General features: G+C 65.1%; 19 protein-coding genes. 12 read left to right on the top strand and 7 right to left on the bottom strand.

Going from position 1 to position 18,765, the window contains the following annotated elements:
- The 4 genes from HK436_RS04575 to hrcA form a co-directional block, all read right to left on the bottom strand.
- The gene (locus HK436_RS04575) at positions 1-633 is read right to left on the bottom strand and encodes a trimeric intracellular cation channel family protein (RefSeq protein ID WP_173187688.1); all 633 of its coding nucleotides are present in this window, start codon (positions 631-633) and stop codon (positions 1-3) included.
- 299 nt (positions 634-932) lie between these two features.
- Positions 933-1,616: a nucleotide exchange factor GrpE gene (gene grpE, locus HK436_RS04570; RefSeq protein ID WP_173187686.1), complete on the bottom strand. Its 684-nt coding sequence runs from the start codon at positions 1,614-1,616 to the stop codon at positions 933-935.
- A gap of 102 nt (positions 1,617-1,718) precedes the next feature.
- Positions 1,719-2,015 (bottom strand): putative quinol monooxygenase, encoded by a 297-nt coding sequence (locus tag HK436_RS04565; RefSeq protein WP_173187684.1) that lies wholly within the window; start codon positions 2,013-2,015, stop codon positions 1,719-1,721.
- A gap of 13 nt (positions 2,016-2,028) precedes the next feature.
- Positions 2,029-3,099, bottom strand: coding sequence for a heat-inducible transcriptional repressor HrcA (gene hrcA, locus HK436_RS04560; protein WP_173187682.1), 1,071 nt, complete (start codon positions 3,097-3,099; stop codon positions 2,029-2,031).
- 150 nt (positions 3,100-3,249) lie between these two features.
- On the opposite strand from hrcA, the gene rph reads away from it, so the two are divergent.
- The 9 genes from rph to HK436_RS04520 all read left to right on the top strand — a co-directional run bounded on the left by rph (position 3,250) and on the right by HK436_RS04520 (position 10,077).
- A complete protein-coding gene (gene rph, locus HK436_RS04555; protein ID WP_173187680.1) occupies positions 3,250-3,966 on the top strand; it encodes a ribonuclease PH in 717 nt (238 codons plus the stop codon).
- A 10-nt stretch (positions 3,967-3,976) separates the two neighbouring features.
- On the top strand, positions 3,977-4,387 hold the full coding sequence (locus tag HK436_RS04550) for a VOC family protein (RefSeq protein ID WP_173187678.1): 411 nt from the start codon (positions 3,977-3,979) through the stop codon (positions 4,385-4,387).
- A complete protein-coding gene (locus tag HK436_RS04545; protein ID WP_173187676.1) occupies positions 4,388-5,035 on the top strand; it encodes a non-canonical purine NTP pyrophosphatase in 648 nt (215 codons plus the stop codon).
- Entirely contained in the window at positions 5,035-6,192 is a 1,158-nt protein-coding gene (gene hemW / locus HK436_RS04540; protein WP_173187674.1) for a radical SAM family heme chaperone HemW, read from the top strand. The genes HK436_RS04545 and hemW overlap by 1 nt, the downstream gene beginning before the upstream one ends.
- A gap of 4 nt (positions 6,193-6,196) precedes the next feature.
- Positions 6,197-7,036 carry a 16S rRNA (cytidine(1402)-2'-O)-methyltransferase gene (rsmI, locus tag HK436_RS04535; protein ID WP_512770950.1) on the top strand — a complete coding sequence of 280 codons (840 nt, stop codon included), beginning with the start codon at positions 6,197-6,199 and terminating at the stop codon, positions 7,034-7,036.
- Positions 6,997-7,095, top strand: coding sequence for a hypothetical protein (locus HK436_RS34085; RefSeq protein WP_512770944.1), 99 nt, complete (start codon positions 6,997-6,999; stop codon positions 7,093-7,095). Before rsmI ends, HK436_RS34085 begins: the two co-directional genes overlap by 40 nt.
- Positions 7,088-7,462 (top strand): YraN family protein, encoded by a 375-nt coding sequence (locus HK436_RS04530; RefSeq protein WP_173187672.1) that lies wholly within the window; start codon positions 7,088-7,090, stop codon positions 7,460-7,462. The genes HK436_RS34085 and HK436_RS04530 overlap by 8 nt, the downstream gene beginning before the upstream one ends.
- Before the next feature lie 87 nt (positions 7,463-7,549).
- The gene (locus HK436_RS04525) at positions 7,550-8,389 is read left to right on the top strand and encodes a cyclase family protein (RefSeq protein WP_173189930.1); all 840 of its coding nucleotides are present in this window, start codon (positions 7,550-7,552) and stop codon (positions 8,387-8,389) included.
- Between the two features lie 80 nt (positions 8,390-8,469).
- A complete protein-coding gene (locus tag HK436_RS04520) occupies positions 8,470-10,077 on the top strand; it encodes a GMC family oxidoreductase (RefSeq protein WP_173187670.1) in 1,608 nt (535 codons plus the stop codon).
- 298 nt (positions 10,078-10,375) lie between these two features.
- On the opposite strand, the gene HK436_RS04515 is transcribed toward HK436_RS04520, so the two are convergent.
- Entirely contained in the window at positions 10,376-11,743 is a 1,368-nt protein-coding gene (locus tag HK436_RS04515; protein WP_173187668.1) for a cytochrome P450, read from the bottom strand.
- Between the two features lie 320 nt (positions 11,744-12,063).
- On the opposite strand from HK436_RS04515, the gene gyrB reads away from it, so the two are divergent.
- Positions 12,064-14,535 (top strand): DNA topoisomerase (ATP-hydrolyzing) subunit B, encoded by a 2,472-nt coding sequence (gyrB, locus tag HK436_RS04510; RefSeq protein WP_173187666.1) that lies wholly within the window; start codon positions 12,064-12,066, stop codon positions 14,533-14,535.
- 69 nt (positions 14,536-14,604) lie between these two features.
- On the opposite strand, the gene HK436_RS04505 is transcribed toward gyrB, so the two are convergent.
- Together HK436_RS04505 and HK436_RS04500 are read right to left on the bottom strand one after the other, a co-directional pair.
- Positions 14,605-15,114: a hypothetical protein gene (locus HK436_RS04505; RefSeq protein ID WP_173187664.1), complete on the bottom strand. Its 510-nt coding sequence runs from the start codon at positions 15,112-15,114 to the stop codon at positions 14,605-14,607.
- Between the two features lie 112 nt (positions 15,115-15,226).
- A complete protein-coding gene (locus tag HK436_RS04500) occupies positions 15,227-15,751 on the bottom strand; it encodes an IclR family transcriptional regulator domain-containing protein (protein ID WP_244648532.1) in 525 nt (174 codons plus the stop codon).
- 425 nt (positions 15,752-16,176) lie between these two features.
- Between HK436_RS04500 and HK436_RS04495 the strand changes: the two genes are divergently transcribed.
- Positions 16,177-17,709, top strand: coding sequence for a sugar ABC transporter ATP-binding protein (locus HK436_RS04495; RefSeq protein ID WP_173187662.1), 1,533 nt, complete (start codon positions 16,177-16,179; stop codon positions 17,707-17,709).
- The gene (locus HK436_RS04490) at positions 17,706-18,710 is read left to right on the top strand and encodes an ABC transporter permease (protein WP_173187660.1); all 1,005 of its coding nucleotides are present in this window, start codon (positions 17,706-17,708) and stop codon (positions 18,708-18,710) included. The genes HK436_RS04495 and HK436_RS04490 overlap by 4 nt, the downstream gene beginning before the upstream one ends.
- Positions 18,711-18,765: the final 55 nt, after the last annotated feature.

The raw sequence follows: 18,765 nt of genomic DNA, 5'->3' as shown, positions 1-18,765 counted from the left end.
TCACGGGATATCCTCCGGACGCCGGCCGGGCCGGCTCTTGTAGGGCGGGAAAGACCAGCCGAAGCGCAATGCGCCGCCACGAATGGCGAACGCGACGAGAAAGGCCGGCGCCGCCGACAAAAGCAGCGGCAGTCCGGCGATGTCGAGGACCGTAAAGGTCACTGCGCCCGCCATGGCCGAAGTGACGTAGATTTCAGGACGCAGCAGCACCGATGGCTCGCCTGAAAGAATGTCGCGCAGAATGCCGCCGAAGGTGGCCGTCAGCATGCCCATGACGATGGCAACCATCGCCGAACCGGTGACGACAAGCCCCTTCCAGGCGCCGAACACGCAATAGGCAGCAAGGCCCACCGCGTCGAGCCACAGCAGCAGACGGTAGCGCGACTCGATCAGGTGAGCCGAGAAGTAGACGGCGACCGCGATTGCAGCGCAGACCAGCAGATAGTCGTGGTTCTGCACCCAGAACACCGGCACGTCGAGAATGAGATCGCGGAACGTGCCGCCGCCCACGCCGGTCACGCTGGCCAGGAACAGGAAGCCGATGACATCGAGCTCCTTGCGCGATGCCGCGAGCGCGCCGGTCGCGGCAAACACCGCGACGCCGGCATAGTCGAGGAAGATGATCTGGTCCATCGCGACCTCCCGCTACGATCTCTAGCGGAAGGGCTTGGCGTGTGGAAGGTAGCAATGCCGGTTCGAGAGCCGCGGTGGGCCTGCGTCAGCGCGTCCTTCGAGGCTCGCTACGCTCGCACCTCAGGATGAGGACCGCAGTGCATCGAGCCCGATGCTCTTCGGCTCAAGGTCGTTCCAATTACGTCCATCGAGCCCGCTGCAGTGAGATCGAGCAACCCACCTACCTCATCCTGAGGTGCGAGCGCAGCGAGCCTCGAAGGACGCACTGACGAGTTTCGATCGGACGACGATGGTCCTGTTCAGGCGTCCTTTTCCGCCTGGGGGTCCGGCGGGCCGGGTTCTGCGGGCGCCGCCTGCTCGGCAGGCTGTTTCGGGCCGCCCTTGGCCACGCCGACCATGGCCGGGCGCAGGACGCGCTCGCCGATGACGTAGCCGGTCTGCACAACCTGCACGACCGTATTGGCCGGCACCTCGGGATTGGGCACCTCGAACATCGCCTGATGGAAATGCGGATCGAACTTTTCGCCGATCGGTTCGAGCTTCTTGACGCCATGGCGCTCGAGTGCCGACAGCATCGCACGCTCTGTCATGTCGACGCCTTCGATCAGGGCGGTGAAGCCGGCATCGCCCGCAGCCTTGGCCTCGGCCGGAATGGCGTCGAGCGCGCGGCGCAGATTGTCGGACACCTGCAGCATGTCGCGCGCGAAATTGGCGATCGCATAGGACTTGGCGTCCTGCACGTCGCGCTGGGTGCGCCGGCGCAGGTTCTCCATCTCCGCCGCAAGCCGCAGCGCTCGGTCCTTAAGTTCCTTTTCCTCGTTTTCCTTTACCAGCCGCACGACAGCTTCATAATCGGCTGCCTGCCCCTGCGCATCGGCCTCCGTTTCGGCCTGGAAGGCCTCACCGGTTGCAGCCGTCTCGGCATACTCGCTCTTTGCCGCGGTTTGCTCGGGCGCGCGTTCGTCTTTTGGCTGTTCGCTCATCGCCAGATCCCGTCTTTGGAATGGTTCTTGAAAGTTGCGCCCGATATCGATGTTCGGGGCGCGAAAATCAAGAGCCGGATGCAAGGGGAGGGGAAAAGGTTCCTATCCGGGCAGGCCGATGCCTGCCACCGGCTCGGTAACGGTGTGGTTGTCGAAACCGGCAATCAGCGGCCGTGCCTTGGCAATTGCGGCCTGAACGGCAGGCAGCGCAAGCGATGCCTTGTGGCTGGCCTCGTCAGTCCAGACCTCCGTCACCCAGATCGCATCGCCGTCGGTGGGGTCGCGGGCCACGATGTAGCTGAGGCAGCCGGGCATGTCGCCGCTGCCTTCCAGGAGCAGGTCGAGAAGGGCGTCGCGCTGGCCGGGCACCGCCCGCATCTTGCCGATCAGTCCGTACATGTCCGGTTCCTCGCTAGCGCAACAGGCGGCTGATGACCTGCGCGGTGTAATCTACCATCGGCACGATACGGGCATAGTTGAGCCGTGTCGGCCCGATCACGCCCAGCGCGCCGACGACGCGGGCATCCTTGTCGCGATAGGGCGCGACCACCAGCGACGAACCCGACAGCGAGAAGAGCTTGTTTTCGGAGCCGATGAAGATGCGCACGCCGGAGCCTTCCTCTGCGAGGTCGAGAAGCTGGATCAGCCCTTCCTTGGTTTCCAGATCGTCGAACAGATGGCGCAGCAGGTCGAGGTCTGCTTCGGCCGTTATGTTTTCCAGAAGGTTGGACCGGCCGCGCACGATCAGCCGCGCAGGCAACCCGCTTTCCGCGCCGGCCCAGATCGCGAGTCCGCGTTCCACGAGGTCCTGGGACAGCGCGTCGAGCGCTGTCTTGGTCTCTTCCTTGAGCTTGGCGATCTCCGATCGCGCCTCCGCCAGCGTGCGGCCGCGGATGTGGGCATTGAGGAAGTTCGACGCCTCGTGAAGCTGCGATGCCGTGACACCAGCCGGCAGTTCGACGACGCGGTTCTCCACATCCCCGTTCTGCGAGACCATCACGGCGAGGGCGCGCTTCGGCTCGAGCTGGATGAACTCGATATGCTTCAGCGGCACCTCGTTCTTGGTCGCAAGCACCAGGCCTGCGCCGCGCGACATGCCGGAAAGCATCTGGCTCGCTTCGGTCAGCATGTGCTCCAGCGTCGCGCCGCTGCCGGATGCCTTGACCTGCGCGTCGATCACGCGACGTTCGTCGTCGGAAAGGTCGCCGACCTCCATGAAGGCGTCGACGAAGAAGCGCAGACCCTGCTGGGTGGGCAACCGTCCGGCCGAAACGTGTGGCGCGTAAATCAGCCCCAACTGTTCCAGATCGCTCATCACGTTGCGAATCGTCGCCGGTGAGAGCGATTGCGGCAACAGCCGCGACAGGTTGCGCGAGCCCAACGGCTCACCGTCGCGCAGGTAGCTGTCGACGATCATCCGGAAGATGTCGCGCGAGCGTGCGTCGAGCGACTGCAACTGCTGGTCCATCACTGGCTTGGTCATTGTCTGCCTGTCTCGTTCAATGGAGGATATAATCGTCGGCTGCGCGGGCGCAACGGCTGTGAAGGTCGTGCGTCGTTTGCCTTTTCCTTTGCGTCGCGCCGTTGCTGCCGCTACAAGCCCCGGCACATTGAACAGGACCGGACAGAATCCATGCGGCCATCCAAGCGCCAGCCCGACGAGATGCGGGCAATCTCCTTCGAACGCGGCTTTTCCAAACATGCCGAGGGCTCGTGCCTCGTCAGGTTCGGCGACACCCACGTGCTTTGTACCGCCAGCCTCGAGGAGCGCGTTCCCGGCTGGATGCGCAATTCAGGCAAGGGCTGGGTGACGGCGGAATACGGGATGCTGCCGCGCTCGACCGGCGAGCGCATGCGCCGCGAGGCATCGTCCGGCAAGCAGGGCGGCCGCACGCTCGAGATCCAGCGGCTGATCGGCCGTTCGCTGCGCGCGGTCGTCGACCTGCAGGCGCTTGGCGAAATGCAGATCACCGTCGACTGCGACGTGCTGCAGGCCGATGGCGGCACGCGCACGGCCGCGATCACCGGCGGCTTCGTGGCGCTGCATGACTGCCTCAAATGGATGGAAGCGCGCCAGATGGTCAGCGTCGGCAAGGTGCTGAAGGACCATGTGGCCGCCATCTCCTGCGGCATCCACAATGGCGTGCCGGTGATCGATCTCGATTATGACGAGGATTCCTCGGCCGGCACCGACGCCAATTTCGTCATGACCGGCAAGGGCGGCATCGTCGAGATACAGGGCACCGCCGAAGGCGAGCCTTTCTCGGAGGAGGAATTTGCCGCGCTGATGGCGCTCGCGCGCTCCGGCATCAGCCGGCTGGTCAACCTGCAGAAGATGGCGATCGCCTGAGATCGAAGCGATGACCCCCTACGGCATCCTCGAAACCGCGCTCTATGTCGATGATCTTGACGAGGCCGAGGCTTTCTATACCGAAGTGATGGGACTGGAGCGCATTGCGAAGGTGGAAGGCCGCCATGTCTTTTTCCGCTGCGGGGATGGGGTTCTCCTGCTCTTCGATCCGGACAAGACCGTCCAGCCGCCGGCACCCGATGCGCGGCTGCCTGTGCCGCCCCACGGCACCAGGGGAGCCGGGCATCTGTGCTTTCGTGGAACCGAGGACGAGATAGAGCAGTGGAAAACCCGCCTCGAAGGGCGCGGGATCGTCATCGAGGCCGATTTCGAGTGGCCTCAGGGCGGGCGCTCGATCTATTTTCGCGATCCGGCAGGCAATTCGATCGAGATCGCAAACCCGAAGATCTGGGGACTTTAGATGCGGAAGCTTGAGGCAGCGAAGATCGTTGTGGCGAGCCACAACAAGGGCAAGCTGGCCGAGATCGCCGAGCTAATCGCGCCGTTCGGGCTGCAAGCGGGGTCGGCCGCAGATTACGGCCTGCCGGAACCTGCCGAGACCGGCACGACCTTCGAGGAAAACGCCTACATCAAGGCTTATGCCGCGGCTTCGGCAACCGGGCTGCCGGCGCTCTCCGACGACAGCGGGCTTGTCGTCGACGCGCTCGACGGCGCGCCGGGCGTCTACACGGCCGACTGGGCGGAGACCGGTGACGGCCGCGACTTCGCCATGGCCATGCGCAAGGTGGAGGACCTCTTGCGGGAAAAAGGTGCGGTGACCCCGGACGCCCGCACCGGGCGCTTCGTGGCGGTGCTCTGCCTGTGCTGGCCGGATGGCCATGCGGAATATTTCCGCGGCGAGGTCGAGGGCACGCTGGTCTGGCCGCCACGCGGCGAGCGCGGCTTCGGCTACGACCCGGTCTTCAAGCCCGACGGTTACGACGAGACGTTCGGCGAGATGCCGGCCTCGCAGAAACATTCCTGGGAAGCCGGCCGTGGCGACCTCGGCCTGTCGCACCGGGCCCGCGCCTTCGCCCGCTTCGCTAACGCCATGCTGGTCGAGGCGTGATGCCCGACGACCGGCAGCCCGGCTTCGGCGTCTATGTTCATTGGCCGTTCTGTGCGGCCAAGTGCCCTTATTGCGACTTCAACAGCCATGTCCGCCACCAGAAGGTCGACGAGGAGCGTTTCGCTGCCGCATTCGCGGCCGAGATGGCGTCGATGCGGCAACGCACCGGTCCGCGCGAGGTAACGTCGATCTTCCTCGGCGGCGGCACGCCTTCGCTGATGAAGCCGCAGACCGTCGGCGCCGTGCTGGAGGCGATCGCCGCCAACTGGACCGTGCCGGACGACATCGAGGTGACGCTGGAGGCAAACCCGTCCTCGGTCGAGGCGACGCGCTTTCGCGGCTATCGCGATGCGGGGGTCAATCGCGTCTCGCTCGGCGTGCAGGCGCTGAACGATGGCGACCTGCGTTTCCTCGGCCGCCTGCATGACGTGGAGCAGGCGCTGGGCGCGATCCGGCTTGCCCGCGAGACCTTCCCGCGTCTTTCCTTCGACCTGATCTACGCCCGGCCCGGCCAGTCTATGGATGCCTGGGAGAAGGAACTGGACGAAGCCATCGGCTATGCGGCCGATCATCTGTCGCTCTACCAGCTCACCATCGAGGAAGGCACGCGCTTCCATGCCCTGCATGCGGCCGGCAAGTTCGCGATGCCCGATCCCGACCACGCGGCCGATCTTTACCGGCTGACGCAGGAGGTGACCGCGGCGCGCGGCCTTCCGGCCTATGAAATCTCGAACCACGCAAGGCCGGGGGCCGAGAGCCGTCACAACCTCGTCTACTGGCGCTACGGCGAATATGTCGGCATCGGCCCTGGCGCCCATGGCCGTTTCCTGGAGGACGGGCACCGCATCGTCACTTTCACCGAGAAGATGCCGGAGACGTGGCTTAATCTTGTCGAAGCGAAGGGGCACGGCGTGATCGGCGGCGAAGTCCTGACGCGTTCGGAGGAGGCCGACGAATTCCTCCTGATGGGATTGCGGCTTGCCGAAGGCATCGACCTTGCGCGCTACGAGCAGCTTTCGGGCCGGCCGCTGTCGTCGCGCCGCATCGCCACGCTCCAGGAGGAGGCGCTGGTGGCGCCCGTCGGCAACTCGCGCCTGCGCGCAACCTCGGCCGGCATGATCGTGCTCGACGCGGTGGTCGCCGATCTGGCACGATAGGCCGATGGACCGGGCGGACACCGACGGCAAGCGCAGCTATGTGATCGGGCAGGCGGAATTTTCCGCGCGCCGGCTGGAGCCCGCGCTCTATCTGGTGGCGACCCCGATCGGCAATCTCGGCGACATCACCATCCGCGCGCTGGAGACGCTGGCGGCCGCTGACATTGTTGCCTGCGAGGACACCCGCGTTACGCGCGTGTTGCTCGACCGCTACGGCATCAGGCGCCGAACCACCGCCTATCACGAGCACAACGCGGCCGAGGCAGGGCCGAAGCTGGTCGAGGCAGTGCTGGCGGGCAAGAGCGTCGCGCTGGTTTCGGACGCAGGCACGCCGCTCGTTTCCGATCCCGGTTTCCGGCTGGTCGGCGACGTCGTGGAAGCCGGCGGCCGCGTCGTGCCGATACCCGGCGCGTCGGCCCTGCTGACGGCACTCACGGCGTCGGGACTGCCGTCCGACACGTTCCTGTTTGCCGGGTTCCTGCCCGTGAAGGCCGGACAGCGAAAGACGCGACTGGAGGAACTGCGCGCGGTGCCGGCAACGCTGGTGTTCTACGAATCGCCGCGCCGGCTCGCCGATTGCCTTGCGGCAATGGCCGAGGTGCTGGGCGACCGTGAAGCCGCCATCGGCCGCGAACTCACCAAGACTTTCGAGGAGATGCGTAGGGGGCTCTGGCAGCGCTGGCGCAGGCTTATGCCGGAGAAGACACGCCCAAGGGCGAGGTCGTCATCTGCGTGGCGCCTCCGCAGGAAGCTGCCTCCACGGTCGAGGATGTCGATGCGCTGTTGCTTTCGCTGGCCGGCGAGATGGGGGCATCGCGGGCTGCCGGCGAAGCGGCCAAAATGACCGGCGCGCGCAAGGCCGATCTCTACCGTCGGCTGATGGAGCTCAAGAGCGATGGCTGACGGTGTGCGGGCGAGGCGGCAACGCGCTCTGCGCCGCGGCAGCCGGGGTGAGTGGCTGGCGTCGCTGGCATTAATGCTCAAGGGCTATCGCATCGTCGAACGGCGCTACCGCACAAAACTCGGCGAGATCGACCTGATCGCACGGCGCGGCGACCTCGTGCTCATCGTCGAGGTCAAGGTGCGCTCTACGCTGGTGCAGGCCATGGAGGCCATCGGGCACCTGAGCGAGCGCCGTATCGCGGACGCCGCTGATCTCTGGCTGATGCGCCAGCCCGATCATGCCCGTCTCTCGATCCGTTTCGACATGGTGGCGGTGCTGCCGCGCCGCTGGCCGGTGCATGTGGAGAACATCTTCCAGCGCGTCTGAGTAGTGCACATCCTTACCTTGCGTAACCCGCGTTGGGGGATCATTCTGTCCGGCATCGTTGAAACGATGACCGGAGAGGGAATGAAGATGTGCCATCATTGCGTCATTGAAAACGTCAAGCAGAACATGCTGTCGCGCCGTAGCCTGTTCAAGGGTGGTGCGGCCGTGGCAGGGGCCGCAGCACTGGGCGCACTGCCGGTTTCAGCCGCCGCCCAGAGCCCGGCCGCGTCCATGCCCGCCGCAGCCGGCTGGAGCGACCTCACGCATGAGCTATGGGATACGTTCCCGACCTATTTCGGCGGACAGCAGCTTTTCTTCGAGAAGCAGTACGATTTCGCAAAGGACACCTTCAACCTCTACGAACTGCGCCTGAGCGAACATACCGGCACCCATATCGACGCGCCGCTGCATTTCACCGCCGATGGCAAGTCGGTCGCCGAACTACCTATAGAAGATCTGATCTGCCCCCTCGTGGTGATCGACATTGCCGCCGAAGCCGAGGAGAACCCCGACGTGCAGGTGACGCCTGATCATATCGCCGCCTGGATTTCGGCGAACGGCGACATCCCTGAGGGCGCATGCATTGCGATGAATTCGGGTTGGGACCGGCATGTGGCCACCGACAAGTTCCGCAATGTCGGCGACGATGGCAAGACCATGCATTTCCCCGGTTTCCATGTCGAAGCGGTGCAGATGCTGATGGACGAGACCTCCGCCAAGGCGATCGCGGTCGATACGCTGTCTCTCGACTTCGGGCCTTCGCCGGACTTCATCGTCCACAACACCTGGCTGCCTTCCGGGCGCTACGGCATCGAGGGCATTGCCAATCTCGGCGCGTTGCCGGCCTCGGGCGCAACTATCGTGGTCGGCGCGCCAAAGGTGCGCGGTGGCACCGGCGGTCCGGCCCGTATCTTCGCTTTCGCCTGACTGCTTGACTGGACAGGCATCGGTGGCCGGCTCTACCGTCTCGTCGTCGGCAATGGCGGCTCACCTGGGGAGGGGAAGCGATGTCCTATGATTATGTCATCGCCGGCGGCGGTTCCGCCGGCGCGACCTTGGCTGCGCGCTTGTCGGAAGATCCGTCCGTCGAGGTATGCCTGATAGAGGCAGGCGGCGAGGGCCGTGACTTCCTCATCCGCACGCCGATGGGCACCGTGGCGATGCTGCCGGGACGGCCGAAGATCAACAACTGGGCCTTCACCACCGAGCCGCAGGAGGGTCTCAACGGACGCCGGGGCTATCAGCCGCGCGGCCGCACGCTCGGCGGCTCAAGCGCCATCAACGCTATGCTCTATGTGCGCGGCCATCGCTCCGACTATGACGGCTGGGCCGATCTCGGCTGCGACGGCTGGTCGTGGGACGAGGTGCTTCCCTATTTCCGTCGTGCCGAGGGCAACCAGCGCGGCGCAGACGATCTTCACGGCAACGATGGACCGCTGCAGGTGCGCGACCAGCCGCACCCGCGATCGATCAGCCGGGCCTTCATCGAAGCCTGCGCGCAGTCCCAGCTACGCACGACCACCGACTTCAACGGCCCGGAACAGGAAGGTGCCGGCTACTATCAGGTGACGCAGTTCTGGGACGGTGCGCATCGCGGAGAGCGCTGCTCCGCTGCCGCTGCCTACCTGCATCCGCATATGGGCGTGCGGCCCAACCTGACGGTCATCACTGGCGCTCACGCTACTGGCATCGAATTCGACGGGAAGCGCGCCGTCGGCCTGCGTTATCGCAGGGGCCGGCAGGACATGCTCGCTTCCGCGCGTCGGGAGGTGGTGCTGTCGGGCGGGGCGTTCGGGTCGCCGCAACTCCTGCTTCTGTCCGGCATCGGGCCGGCTGACGAGCTGAAGCGCCACGGCATCGCGGTGCGACACGAACTGACCGGCGTCGGCCGCAATCTTCAGGATCATCTCGACTTCATCGCCTCGTGGAAATCGAAGGAGACTGATCTCGTCGGCGTCGGTCTTCGAGGCACGACGAACATCCTCAAGCAGATCGGCATCTGGCGGCGCGAGGGCGGCGGCATGATCGCCACGCCCTCGGCCGAGGCAGGCGCCTTCTTCAAGTCGCGGCCGGACCTCGACCGGCCCGACCTGCAACTGCATTTCGTCATCGGCATCGTCGACGACCACGCCAGAAAGCTGCACCTCGGCTACGGCTATTCGTGCCATGTCTGCGTGCTGCGGCCGTTCTCGCGCGGCGAGGTCGGGCTGGGCGATGCCAATCCTTTGTCGCCGCCGCGCATCGATCCGCGCTATCTCTCCGACGATCGCGATACGGCGCTTATGGTCAAGGGCGCGCGCAAAATGCGCGAAATTCTCGCCGCGCCGGCGATGGCGCGTTACCGACACAAGGAGCTTTACATGCAGGGCGACGTCTCGGACGACGAGCTGCTCAGCCACATCCGCACCCGCGCCGACACGATCTACCATCCGGTCGGCACCTGCGGCATGGGGACCGGCGATGAGGCCGTCGTCGACCCGCAATTGCGGGTGCGGGGGCTGGAGGGGTTGCGGGTCGTCGATGCTTCCGTGATGCCGACGCTGATCGGCGGCAACACCAACGCGCCGACTATCATGATCGCCGAGAAGGCGGCCGATATGATCAGGGCGGCGTAGCTATGGCTACTTCTCCACCGTCATCCCGGCCGAGTGAGCGAAGCGAGGGAGAGCCGGGACCTATTGAGCAGCGCGGCCGGGTTGAAGGTTCGCGCGAAAGCGCTGAAACGCGCCGGGATGAGAGCCGGGCTGGGCCCTATGATCTTCGGGCCAATGGGTCCCGGCCCTGCGGTCGCTGACGCTCCCTTGGCCGGGATGACGCTGTTGCATGGCCGCATCTCATCACGCAAGCACGCCCCGTTTACGGTCTGGTCATTGCCTTAGACTGGATCAGGATGAGGACGGCGCCGCCGCCAGCCTACCTCCGCGTCACCCGCATCGGCAGGCCGCCCTGGGGTTGGGTGGTGAGCTTCTGCACCGGCCATGGCTTCGTCTCGGGCACGCTGTCGAAGCGGAAGCGCGACATCAGGACGCCGAGCGCGATCACGGCTTCCTGCATGGCGAAGCTTGCGCCGATGCAGATGCGGGGGCCGGCGCCGAAGGGCAGGTACTGGAAGCGGTCGATGGCGTCGCGGTTGTCCGGATGGAACCGCTCCGGCATGAACGCTTCCGGCTCGTGCCAGAGCTTGCGGTGGCGGTGGATCGTCCATGGCATGATCTGGATTTGGGCGCCGCGCACGATGTCGAGGTCGCGCCAGCGCTCGGGCGTGATCGCCTCGCGGCTGATCGAGGCCGCCGGCGGATAGAGCCGCATCGCCTCCTCGAAGGCGGCGCGGGTGAAAGGCATCTTGCCGAGCCATTCATAGGGATCGGGCGTGCTTGCCACGACCGCGTCGATCTCCGCCTCCACCCGGTCACGCTCGCCGGGTGCTTCGGCAAGGCAGAACAGCGTCCAGCCGAGCGCGCGGGCGGTGGTTTCGTGCCCGGCGCCGATGAAGGTGATGATGTTGTCCTCGATTTCGGATGCCGAAATCCCCTCCGGACCTTCGGCTTTCAGCAGCAGCGTCAGGAAATCGCTGGGCGAGCCTTCCGGGTCCCGCGCGAGCTTCGCCTTGCGCATGCGCATCGTATCGGCGACCAGCCCGCGGAAGAAGGCGAGCGCCTTGCGACCGCGCAGCCGCGTGATGCGGGGCAGCCAGTCCGGCGCGCCGATCAGGTCGAGCGGGTCGACCCGCCCCATCGTTTCGAACAGATGGTCGACCTGGTGCGCGAAATCGTCTGGATTGCCGGCAATCTCGCCGGAAAACAGAGTCTCGGCCAGGATCTCATAGGTCAGCATCGTCATATCGCGGGCGACATCGACGATCGCGCCGTCCTCGTAGCGCGCGGCGAAGTCCTGCGACACGCGCAGCATGGGTCCCGCGAAGCCGGCGATGTGGCGCGGCGTGAAAACCGGCGCCATCGCCTTGCGCGACCGTTTCCAGACCTCGCCCTCGGCCGTCAGTAGGCCATCGTGCAGGATCGGGCGCAGAATCTTCTGGCGTACGCGCGCCATCCGGTAGTTCTTCGCGTTGTCGACGAGGATGTGACGGATCAGCGCCGGGTCGTTGGCGATCACCAGCGGGCCGCCGATCCCGGTGGAGATGGAAATCCACGGCTCGTTGTAGGAAGGTTCGCCCCACAATTCGAGCGGATTGCGATAGACGATCCGTATCATCTCGAGCGTCGACGGCGGCTTTGTGCGCGGCTTGGGCGCCGGCGGTACGAAGAGCGTGGCCTGGGTCATCGGCTGATCCTTGGTTCAAGCCGAATGTAGGAAGCCGCCCGCTGGCAGTCCACGCAGCCCGCAGCAGTGCGTCGAATTACAGCAGGCGGTGTGGTGCGGTTCAGGCCGTCAGGGCCGATGAGTTGCGAAGTTTGGCCCGATTATCGGGCCGGACAGGAATTTTGCCGGTTTTTGTCCCCGAAACGGCTCCATTCCTCTGCAAAACAGCGCGCATTTGTTGGAAATCGGGCCGCAAAACACCTATATCTGGGTATCTTTCTGGAGCATGATTCGGCACCGGTCCGGTGCTCCATTTCCGGGCTTTGCGAGATTGGAATTTCATGAGCGACGAGACCGAAAACGGCAACGGCGGCAACGAGTACGGCGCGGACTCCATCAAGGTCCTCAAGGGCCTCGACGCGGTGCGCAAGCGGCCGGGCATGTATATCGGCGACACCGATGACGGCTCCGGCCTGCATCACATGGTCTACGAGGTTGTCGACAACGCCATCGACGAATCGCTCGCCGGCCACGCCGACCTCGTGTCGGTGACGCTCAATCCGGACGGTTCGTGCACGGTGATCGACAACGGGCGCGGCATTCCGACCGCGATCCACTCCGGCGAGGGCGTTTCCGCTGCCGAAGTGATCATGACGCAGCTCCATGCGGGCGGAAAGTTCGACCAGAATTCCTATAAGGTTTCCGGCGGCCTCCATGGCGTCGGCGTGTCGGTCGTCAACGCCTTGTCGACCCAGCTTCGGCTGAAGATCCGCCGCGATGGCGAGATCAACGAGATGACTTTCACCCATGGCAACGCGGACGCGCCGCTGGCCGTGACAGGCTCCTACGTCGAGAACCGGCAACCCGGCACCTATGAAGGCCGTTCGGGCACCGAGATCACCTTCCTGCCGTCGCCGCAGACATTCACGAAGACCGAATTCGACTACGGCACGCTGGAGCACCGGCTGCGCGAACTCGCCTTCCTGAACTCGGGCGTGCGCATCATCCTGACCGACATGCGCCATGCCGACGTCAAGCAGGTCGAGCTGCATTATGACGGCGGGCTGGAAGAATTCGTCAAATATCTTGACCGCGCGAAGAAGCCGCTCATTACCGCGCCGATCGGGATCAGGGCCGAGCGCGACGGGATCACCGTCGAGGTGGCGATGTGGTGGAACGATTCCTACCACGAGAACGTGCTGGCCTTTACCAACAACATCCCGCAGCGCGACGGCGGCACCCATCTTGCCGGCTTCCGCGGCGCGCTGACGCGCCAGGTGACGGGTTATGCGGAGTCTTCCGGCATCTCCAAGAAGGAGAAGGTCTCGCTCACCGGCGACGACTGCCGGGAGGGCCTGACGGCGGTGCTGTCGGTGAAGGTGCCGGACCCGAAATTCTCCTCGCAGACCAAGGACAAGCTGGTCTCGTCGGAGGTGCGGCCTGTGGTCGAAAGCCTCGTCAACGAGGCGCTCAACACATGGCTCGAGGAGCACCCCGCCGAGGCGAAGGTGCTGATCGGCAAGGTGGTCGAGGCGGCGGCGGCCCGCGAGGCAGCGCGCAAGGCGCGCGACCTGACGCGGCGCAAGGGCGCGCTCGATATCACGTCGCTGCCCGGCAAGCTCGCGGACTGCCAGGAACGCGATCCGGCCAAGTCCGAAATCTTCATCGTCGAGGGTGACTCGGCAGGCGGCTCGGCCAAATCCGGACGCTCTCGCCAGAACCAGGCGATCCTGCCGCTGCGCGGCAAGATCCTCAATGTCGAGCGCGCGCGTTTCGACCGGATGCTGGGCTCGGACATGATCGGCACGCTGATCACGGCGCTGGGTACGGGCATCGGGAAGGACGAGTTCAACCCCGAAAAGCTGCGCTACCACAAGATCATCATCATGACCGACGCCGACGTCGACGGCGCCCATATTCGCACCCTGCTTCTGACCTTCTTCTTCCGGCAGATGCCGGAGCTGATCGAGCGCGGGCACCTCTATATCGCGCAGCCACCACTCTATAAGGTCAGCCGCGGCAAGTCGGCTCAGTACATCAAGGACGAGCGTTCCTTCGAGGAATTCCTGATCGAGTCCGGTCTGGACGAGGCGTCGCTGGAACTGGACGGCGGAGAAGTGCGCGCCGGACAGGATCTTCGCGCGGTCATCGACGATGCGATTGCCGTGCGCACGCTCATCAACGGCCTGCATACGCGCTATTCGCGATCCATCGTCGAGCAGGCCGCGATCGCGGGGGCGCTGAACGCCGAAGTGCTGTCGAGCCCGGCGCGAGCCGCAGAAGCCGCCGCCTATGTCGCCCGACGCCTCGACATGATCGCCGAAGAGACCGAGCGTGGCTGGGAAGGTCGCGTGAATCCGTCCAACGAGGGCGCGGGCGGTCTGGTCTTCGAACGCACCGTACGCGGTGTGCGCGAGGTCGTGACGCTGGATGCCGGGCTGATCGGCTCGGCCGACGCGCGCGCCATCGACCGCTATGCGGGCCGGCTGCAGGAAATCTACGCCAAGCAGCCCGTGCTGCGCCGCCGCGACACCTCGGAGCCGATTTCGGGGCCGATGGCGCTGCTGGACGCCGTGTTTGCAACCGGCCGCAAGGGGCTGACCATGCAGCGCTACAAGGGCCTCGGCGAGATGAATGCCGAGCAGCTCTGGGAAACGACGCTCGATCCGAACGTGCGCTCGCTGCTTCAGGTCAAGGTGACGGACGCGACCGACGCAGACTCGCTCTTTGCCCGCCTGATGGGCGACGAGGTCGAGCCGCGGCGCGACTTCATCCAGGAAAACGCGCTGTCTGTCGCCAACCTCGACGTGTAGGCGACCGGCCGGAAAAGGAACGCCGAGAGGGCGGAGAGGTCATTGCAGACCTCTCCGCCCTTTTCTGTTTCAGGAAGCGGTCCTGCGGGCAAAATGCTCGTATGTCACCCGCCAGGGATCTTTGTCGGATACGCGCTCCTCGCCGATCCAGTGGAAGCTGTCGGCCGTGATTTCGGTAAAGCGCCATCGCGCCTTCAGGCCGCGCGAATCCTCGCCGACCTGGACGATGTCGTTGCCGTCGGCCCGGCCGATCTGGCGCGAATAGTCCTGGTTGAGCGGATCGCTCCATATGATGTGCCAGCCGTCGATCCCCGGATCGAAAACACGCAGCGTCGTGCCGTACATGGTCGACGGCGCCGGGCGCCTGGGCCTGATCCATATGTCCTGGATGGCACGGCCCTCGAGCACCCAGCCGAAATGGATTTCCCCGGTCGATTTCTCCGTTGTACCATCATCGAGGTGATGCACGGTATCCATCTCCCAGCTTCCGATCAGCCATCCATAGAGGCTCATGTCGCCGGCGATCCCAGCGGCAGGACCGCCCGATCCGAGAGCCGCATGAAACGGAGAAATTGTCATGGCGTCGCTGTCCCTTGTCCTTGGCTGGCCCGACGCCGAACGTCGCACAGCCTTGCTGCCACCCTGACGTCAGCAGGCCTTGCCAAGGCTTGGGAGGCCGGAGCCCGGATGACTAGGACAGCGACAGGTCCTGCGCCACGCCTTTGAGCAGCGCCAGCACCTCGTCGATCTCGGGCTGCGCCTTGCCGTCGAGCCGCTGGATATAGGGGCAGGTCAGCACGGCGATGGCATGGCCCTCCGGTGACCGGATCGGCACGGAGATGTCGTCCACGCCCCTGATCTGCTGGCTGGGTCCGATGCGGTGCCCGGCATTGCGGCAGGCCTCCAGTTCGGCGCGCATTGCGTCCATGTCGTGATCCTTGCCGTCGCGCTGCCAGCGGTCGAGCGCTTCCTCCGTGAGGTGCGGGTCCTGGAAGGCAAGCAGCGTGTGCCCCGAGCCAGTGCCCAGCAGGGCGATCTGCGTTCCCACCCTGATGCCGAATTCCCAATTGCCGGGGCATGTCGCCTGCGCCACGACGATGGCCTGTTCGGTATCGGGCACCACCAGATGCGATGATTGCAGGGCCGCGCGCGCAAAGGCGTCCATCAGCGGCAGCGCCCGAGCCACCAGCCGGCGCACGGGGGTGCCGGTGCGCAAGCACGAACAGCTTCATCGTCAGCGCATAGCGATCGCCCTCCGGCGAGCGGCTGACATAGTCACGCGCGACCAGCCGTTCGAGCATCCGGTAGATCTCGCTGGCGCTGCGGCCCATCGCCTTGACGATCTCGGCCCGGGTCATGCCCCGCGGCTGCTCCGAAAGCAGCTCCAAAATGTCGAGGCCCTTGTCCAGCGCAGGCGCGCGATAGCGGTCGTCCGTCTGTCTGTCCCTTTGCTCGACCACCGCAGATTCCATCACCCGACCTCATGCCCCAACGTCAGCGATTTCAGTTTACATATGAACGATCTGTTTGTATATAGAATGAGACGCTGCCAATTGACTGGGAGGACAATCGGCGAATGCGATCGTTTGGGAGCACATATCCGCTCGTTCCAGGCCGGCATGTTGACCGTGGGGTCGACTTTTGACGCCCCTCGTCGCCATGGCCGGGATCGACAAGAGTTTCCCGGGCGTACGTGCTCTGAATGGCGCGCGCTTCGAGTTGCTGGCAGGTGAGGTTCACGCCCTGATGGGCGAGAACGGTGCCGGCAAGTCCACCCTCATGAAAATCCTCGCGGGCATCTATCAGAAGGACCGCGGCGCGATCCTGATTGATGGCAACCCAGCCGAGATCGCGTCACCGCGCGCTGCCCAGGCGCTGGGCATCGGCATAATCCATCAGGAACTGAGCCTGATGCCGGACCTGACGGCGGCGCAGAATATCCTGATCGGGCGTGAGCCGCGCCGCGCCGGCGGGCTGCTGCTCGACGAAGCCGCGCTCAACGCACGCGCCGCCGCGATCCTGCAGGGCATGAACCTGTCGCTCGACCCGCGCACACCGGTGCACGGGCTCTCCATCGCGCGGCAGCAGATGGTCGAGATCGCCAAGGCGCTATCCTACAAGTCACGCGTGCTGATCATGGACGAGCCGACGGCCGCCTTGAACGATACAGAGATTGCCGAACTGTTCACGATCATCCGCAAGCTGCGCGGCGAGGGTGTCGGCATCGTCTACATCTCGCACAAGATGGACGAGCTGAAGCGTATCGCCGACCGCGTGACGGTGATGCGCGACAGCGAGACCGTCGACACCGTGCCGGCGGCCGAAACACCGGTGGAGACCATCATTTCGATGATGGTCGGGCGCAAGCTTTCCGATGAAGCGGTGAAAGTGCCTGATCTGAGCGCCGCCGAGGTTGCGCTTGAAGTGCGCGGCCTGCGCCGGGGCGCCGAAATTCGCGACGTCAGCTTTTCGGTACGCAAAGGCGAGATCCTCGGCTTCGCGGGCCTGATGGGTGCGGGCCGCACGGAGGTCGCGCGTGCGATCTTCGGCGCCGATCCGCTCGACGCCGGGGAAATCCATGTTCACGGCCGCAAAGTGGCGATCGCACAACCCAAGGACGCCGTGCGCGCCGGCATCGGTTACCTCTCGGAGGATCGCAAGCAGTTCGGCCTCGCCACCGGCATGGATGTCCGCAACAACATCGCGCTAGCGAGCCTGTCGCGCTTCACCGGCGCGGGCGGGATTCTTCGCGACGGGGCGATGCGGGAAGCCGCAGTCGGCTACATCGACATGCTCTCGATCAAGACGCCTTCGGACCTGCAGGAAGCGCGGCTGCTTTCGGGCGGTAATCAGCAGAAGGTCGTCATCGCCAAGTGGCTTCTGCGCGATTGCGACATCCTGATCTTCGACGAGCCGACGCGTGGCATCGACGTTGGGGCAAAGAGCGAAATTTACAAGCTTCTGAATTCGCTGGCCGCGCAGGGGCGCGCGGTGATCGTGATCTCCTCCGAATTGCCCGAAATCCTGCGGCTTTCGCATCGCATCGCGGTGATGTGCGAGGGGCGCCTGACCGGCATCCTGCCCGCCGGCGCCTCACAGGAAGAGATCATGAAGCTGGCAACGCAGCGCAACGGCGCGACCGGAGCGCAGCAGCAGATGGGAGACGCGGCATGACCACTGAAGCAGCCACACCAGCGGCCCCTTCGCCGGCAGCAGCAAGGCTTTCCGGTGCGCATCACCGGCTGCTCGCCTTCGCCAGCCTCATCGTTCTGGTCCTGGGCTTCAGCCTTGCGTCGCCCAACTTCATGCAGACCAGCAACATCATCGCAATCCTGCAGGCGACCTCGGTCAACGGCGTGCTCGCCATTGCCGCGACGCTTGTCATCATCACCGGCGGCATCGACCTGTCTGTCGGTACGCTGATGACCTTCTGCGCGGTGATCTGCGGCGTTGTGTTGACCTACTGGGGCCTGCCGCTGCCGCTCGGCGTGCTGGGCGCGATCCTGGCTGGCGCCGCGGCTGGCTTCTGTTCCGGCACGTTCGTCGCCAAGCTCAAGGTCCCGCCATTTATCGCAACGCTCGGCATGATGCTGATTCTCAAGGGCCTTTCGCTGGTGATTTCGGGCACGCGACCGATCTATTTCAACGATACGCCCGGCTTCACCGAGATCGCGCAGGGATCGATCGTCGGCGTGCTGATACCGTCGGTGCCGTTGCCCAATGGCGTGTTGATCCTGTTCCTCGTTGCGATCGCCGTTTCCTTCATCCTGTCGAAGACGGCGCTTGGACGCTACACCTTCGCGCTCGGCTCCAACGAGGAAGCGGTGCGCCTGTCGGGCGTCAACACGGACCGGTGGAAGATCGCCGTCTATACGCTCGCCGGCTCCATCTGCGGCATCGCCGGGCTGCTGATCGCCTCGCGTCTCAATTCCGCGCAACCCGCACTTGGTCAGGGCTACGAGCTCGACGCCATCGCGGCGGTGGTCATCGGCGGCACGTCGCTTTCCGGCGGGCGCGGCACGGTGCTCGGCACGCTGATCGGCGCCCTCATCATGAGCGTTCTGCTCAACGGCCTGCGTATTCTGTCGGTGGCGCAGGAGTGGCAGACCGTCGTCACCGGCTCGATCATCATCCTCGCCGTCTACATCGACATGCTGCGGCGGCGGAAGCTTTAGCAAGAGAGGGCGGTCAGCGCTCCGGAAACGTACCAATACGTGTAACCAAGGAGGA

The organism is Neoaquamicrobium sediminum, from assembly GCF_013240295.1.
GTDB classification, from domain to species: Bacteria; Pseudomonadota; Alphaproteobacteria; order Rhizobiales; family Rhizobiaceae; genus Aerobium; species Aerobium sediminum.
The sequence above is the reverse complement of the archived record's forward strand: the minus strand, read 5'-3'. Positions and strand labels throughout refer to the sequence as shown.

Excerpts from the sequence above, each read along its gene's own strand:
- HK436_RS04575 (WP_173187688.1), bottom strand. The coding sequence starts at position 633 with ATGGACCAGATCATCTTCCTCGACTATGCCGGCGTCGCGGTGTTTGCC.
- grpE (WP_173187686.1), bottom strand. The coding sequence starts at position 1,616 with ATGAGCGAACAGCCAAAAGACGAACGCGCGCCCGAGCAAACCGCGGCA.
- HK436_RS04565 (WP_173187684.1), bottom strand. The coding sequence starts at position 2,015 with ATGTACGGACTGATCGGCAAGATGCGGGCGGTGCCCGGCCAGCGCGAC.
- hrcA (WP_173187682.1), bottom strand. The coding sequence starts at position 3,099 with ATGACCAAGCCAGTGATGGACCAGCAGTTGCAGTCGCTCGACGCACGC.
- rph (WP_173187680.1), top strand. The coding sequence starts at position 3,250 with ATGCGGCCATCCAAGCGCCAGCCCGACGAGATGCGGGCAATCTCCTTC.
- HK436_RS04550 (WP_173187678.1), top strand. The coding sequence starts at position 3,977 with ATGACCCCCTACGGCATCCTCGAAACCGCGCTCTATGTCGATGATCTT.
- HK436_RS04545 (WP_173187676.1), top strand. The coding sequence starts at position 4,388 with ATGCGGAAGCTTGAGGCAGCGAAGATCGTTGTGGCGAGCCACAACAAG.
- hemW (WP_173187674.1), top strand. The coding sequence starts at position 5,035 with ATGCCCGACGACCGGCAGCCCGGCTTCGGCGTCTATGTTCATTGGCCG.
- rsmI (WP_512770950.1), top strand. The coding sequence starts at position 6,197 with ATGGACCGGGCGGACACCGACGGCAAGCGCAGCTATGTGATCGGGCAG.
- HK436_RS34085 (WP_512770944.1), top strand. The coding sequence starts at position 6,997 with ATGGGGGCATCGCGGGCTGCCGGCGAAGCGGCCAAAATGACCGGCGCG.
- HK436_RS04530 (WP_173187672.1), top strand. The coding sequence starts at position 7,088 with ATGGCTGACGGTGTGCGGGCGAGGCGGCAACGCGCTCTGCGCCGCGGC.
- HK436_RS04525 (WP_173189930.1), top strand. The coding sequence starts at position 7,550 with ATGTGCCATCATTGCGTCATTGAAAACGTCAAGCAGAACATGCTGTCG.
- HK436_RS04520 (WP_173187670.1), top strand. The coding sequence starts at position 8,470 with ATGTCCTATGATTATGTCATCGCCGGCGGCGGTTCCGCCGGCGCGACC.
- HK436_RS04515 (WP_173187668.1), bottom strand. The coding sequence starts at position 11,743 with ATGACCCAGGCCACGCTCTTCGTACCGCCGGCGCCCAAGCCGCGCACA.
- gyrB (WP_173187666.1), top strand. The coding sequence starts at position 12,064 with ATGAGCGACGAGACCGAAAACGGCAACGGCGGCAACGAGTACGGCGCG.
- HK436_RS04505 (WP_173187664.1), bottom strand. The coding sequence starts at position 15,114 with ATGACAATTTCTCCGTTTCATGCGGCTCTCGGATCGGGCGGTCCTGCC.
- HK436_RS04490 (WP_173187660.1), top strand. The coding sequence starts at position 17,706 with ATGACCACTGAAGCAGCCACACCAGCGGCCCCTTCGCCGGCAGCAGCA.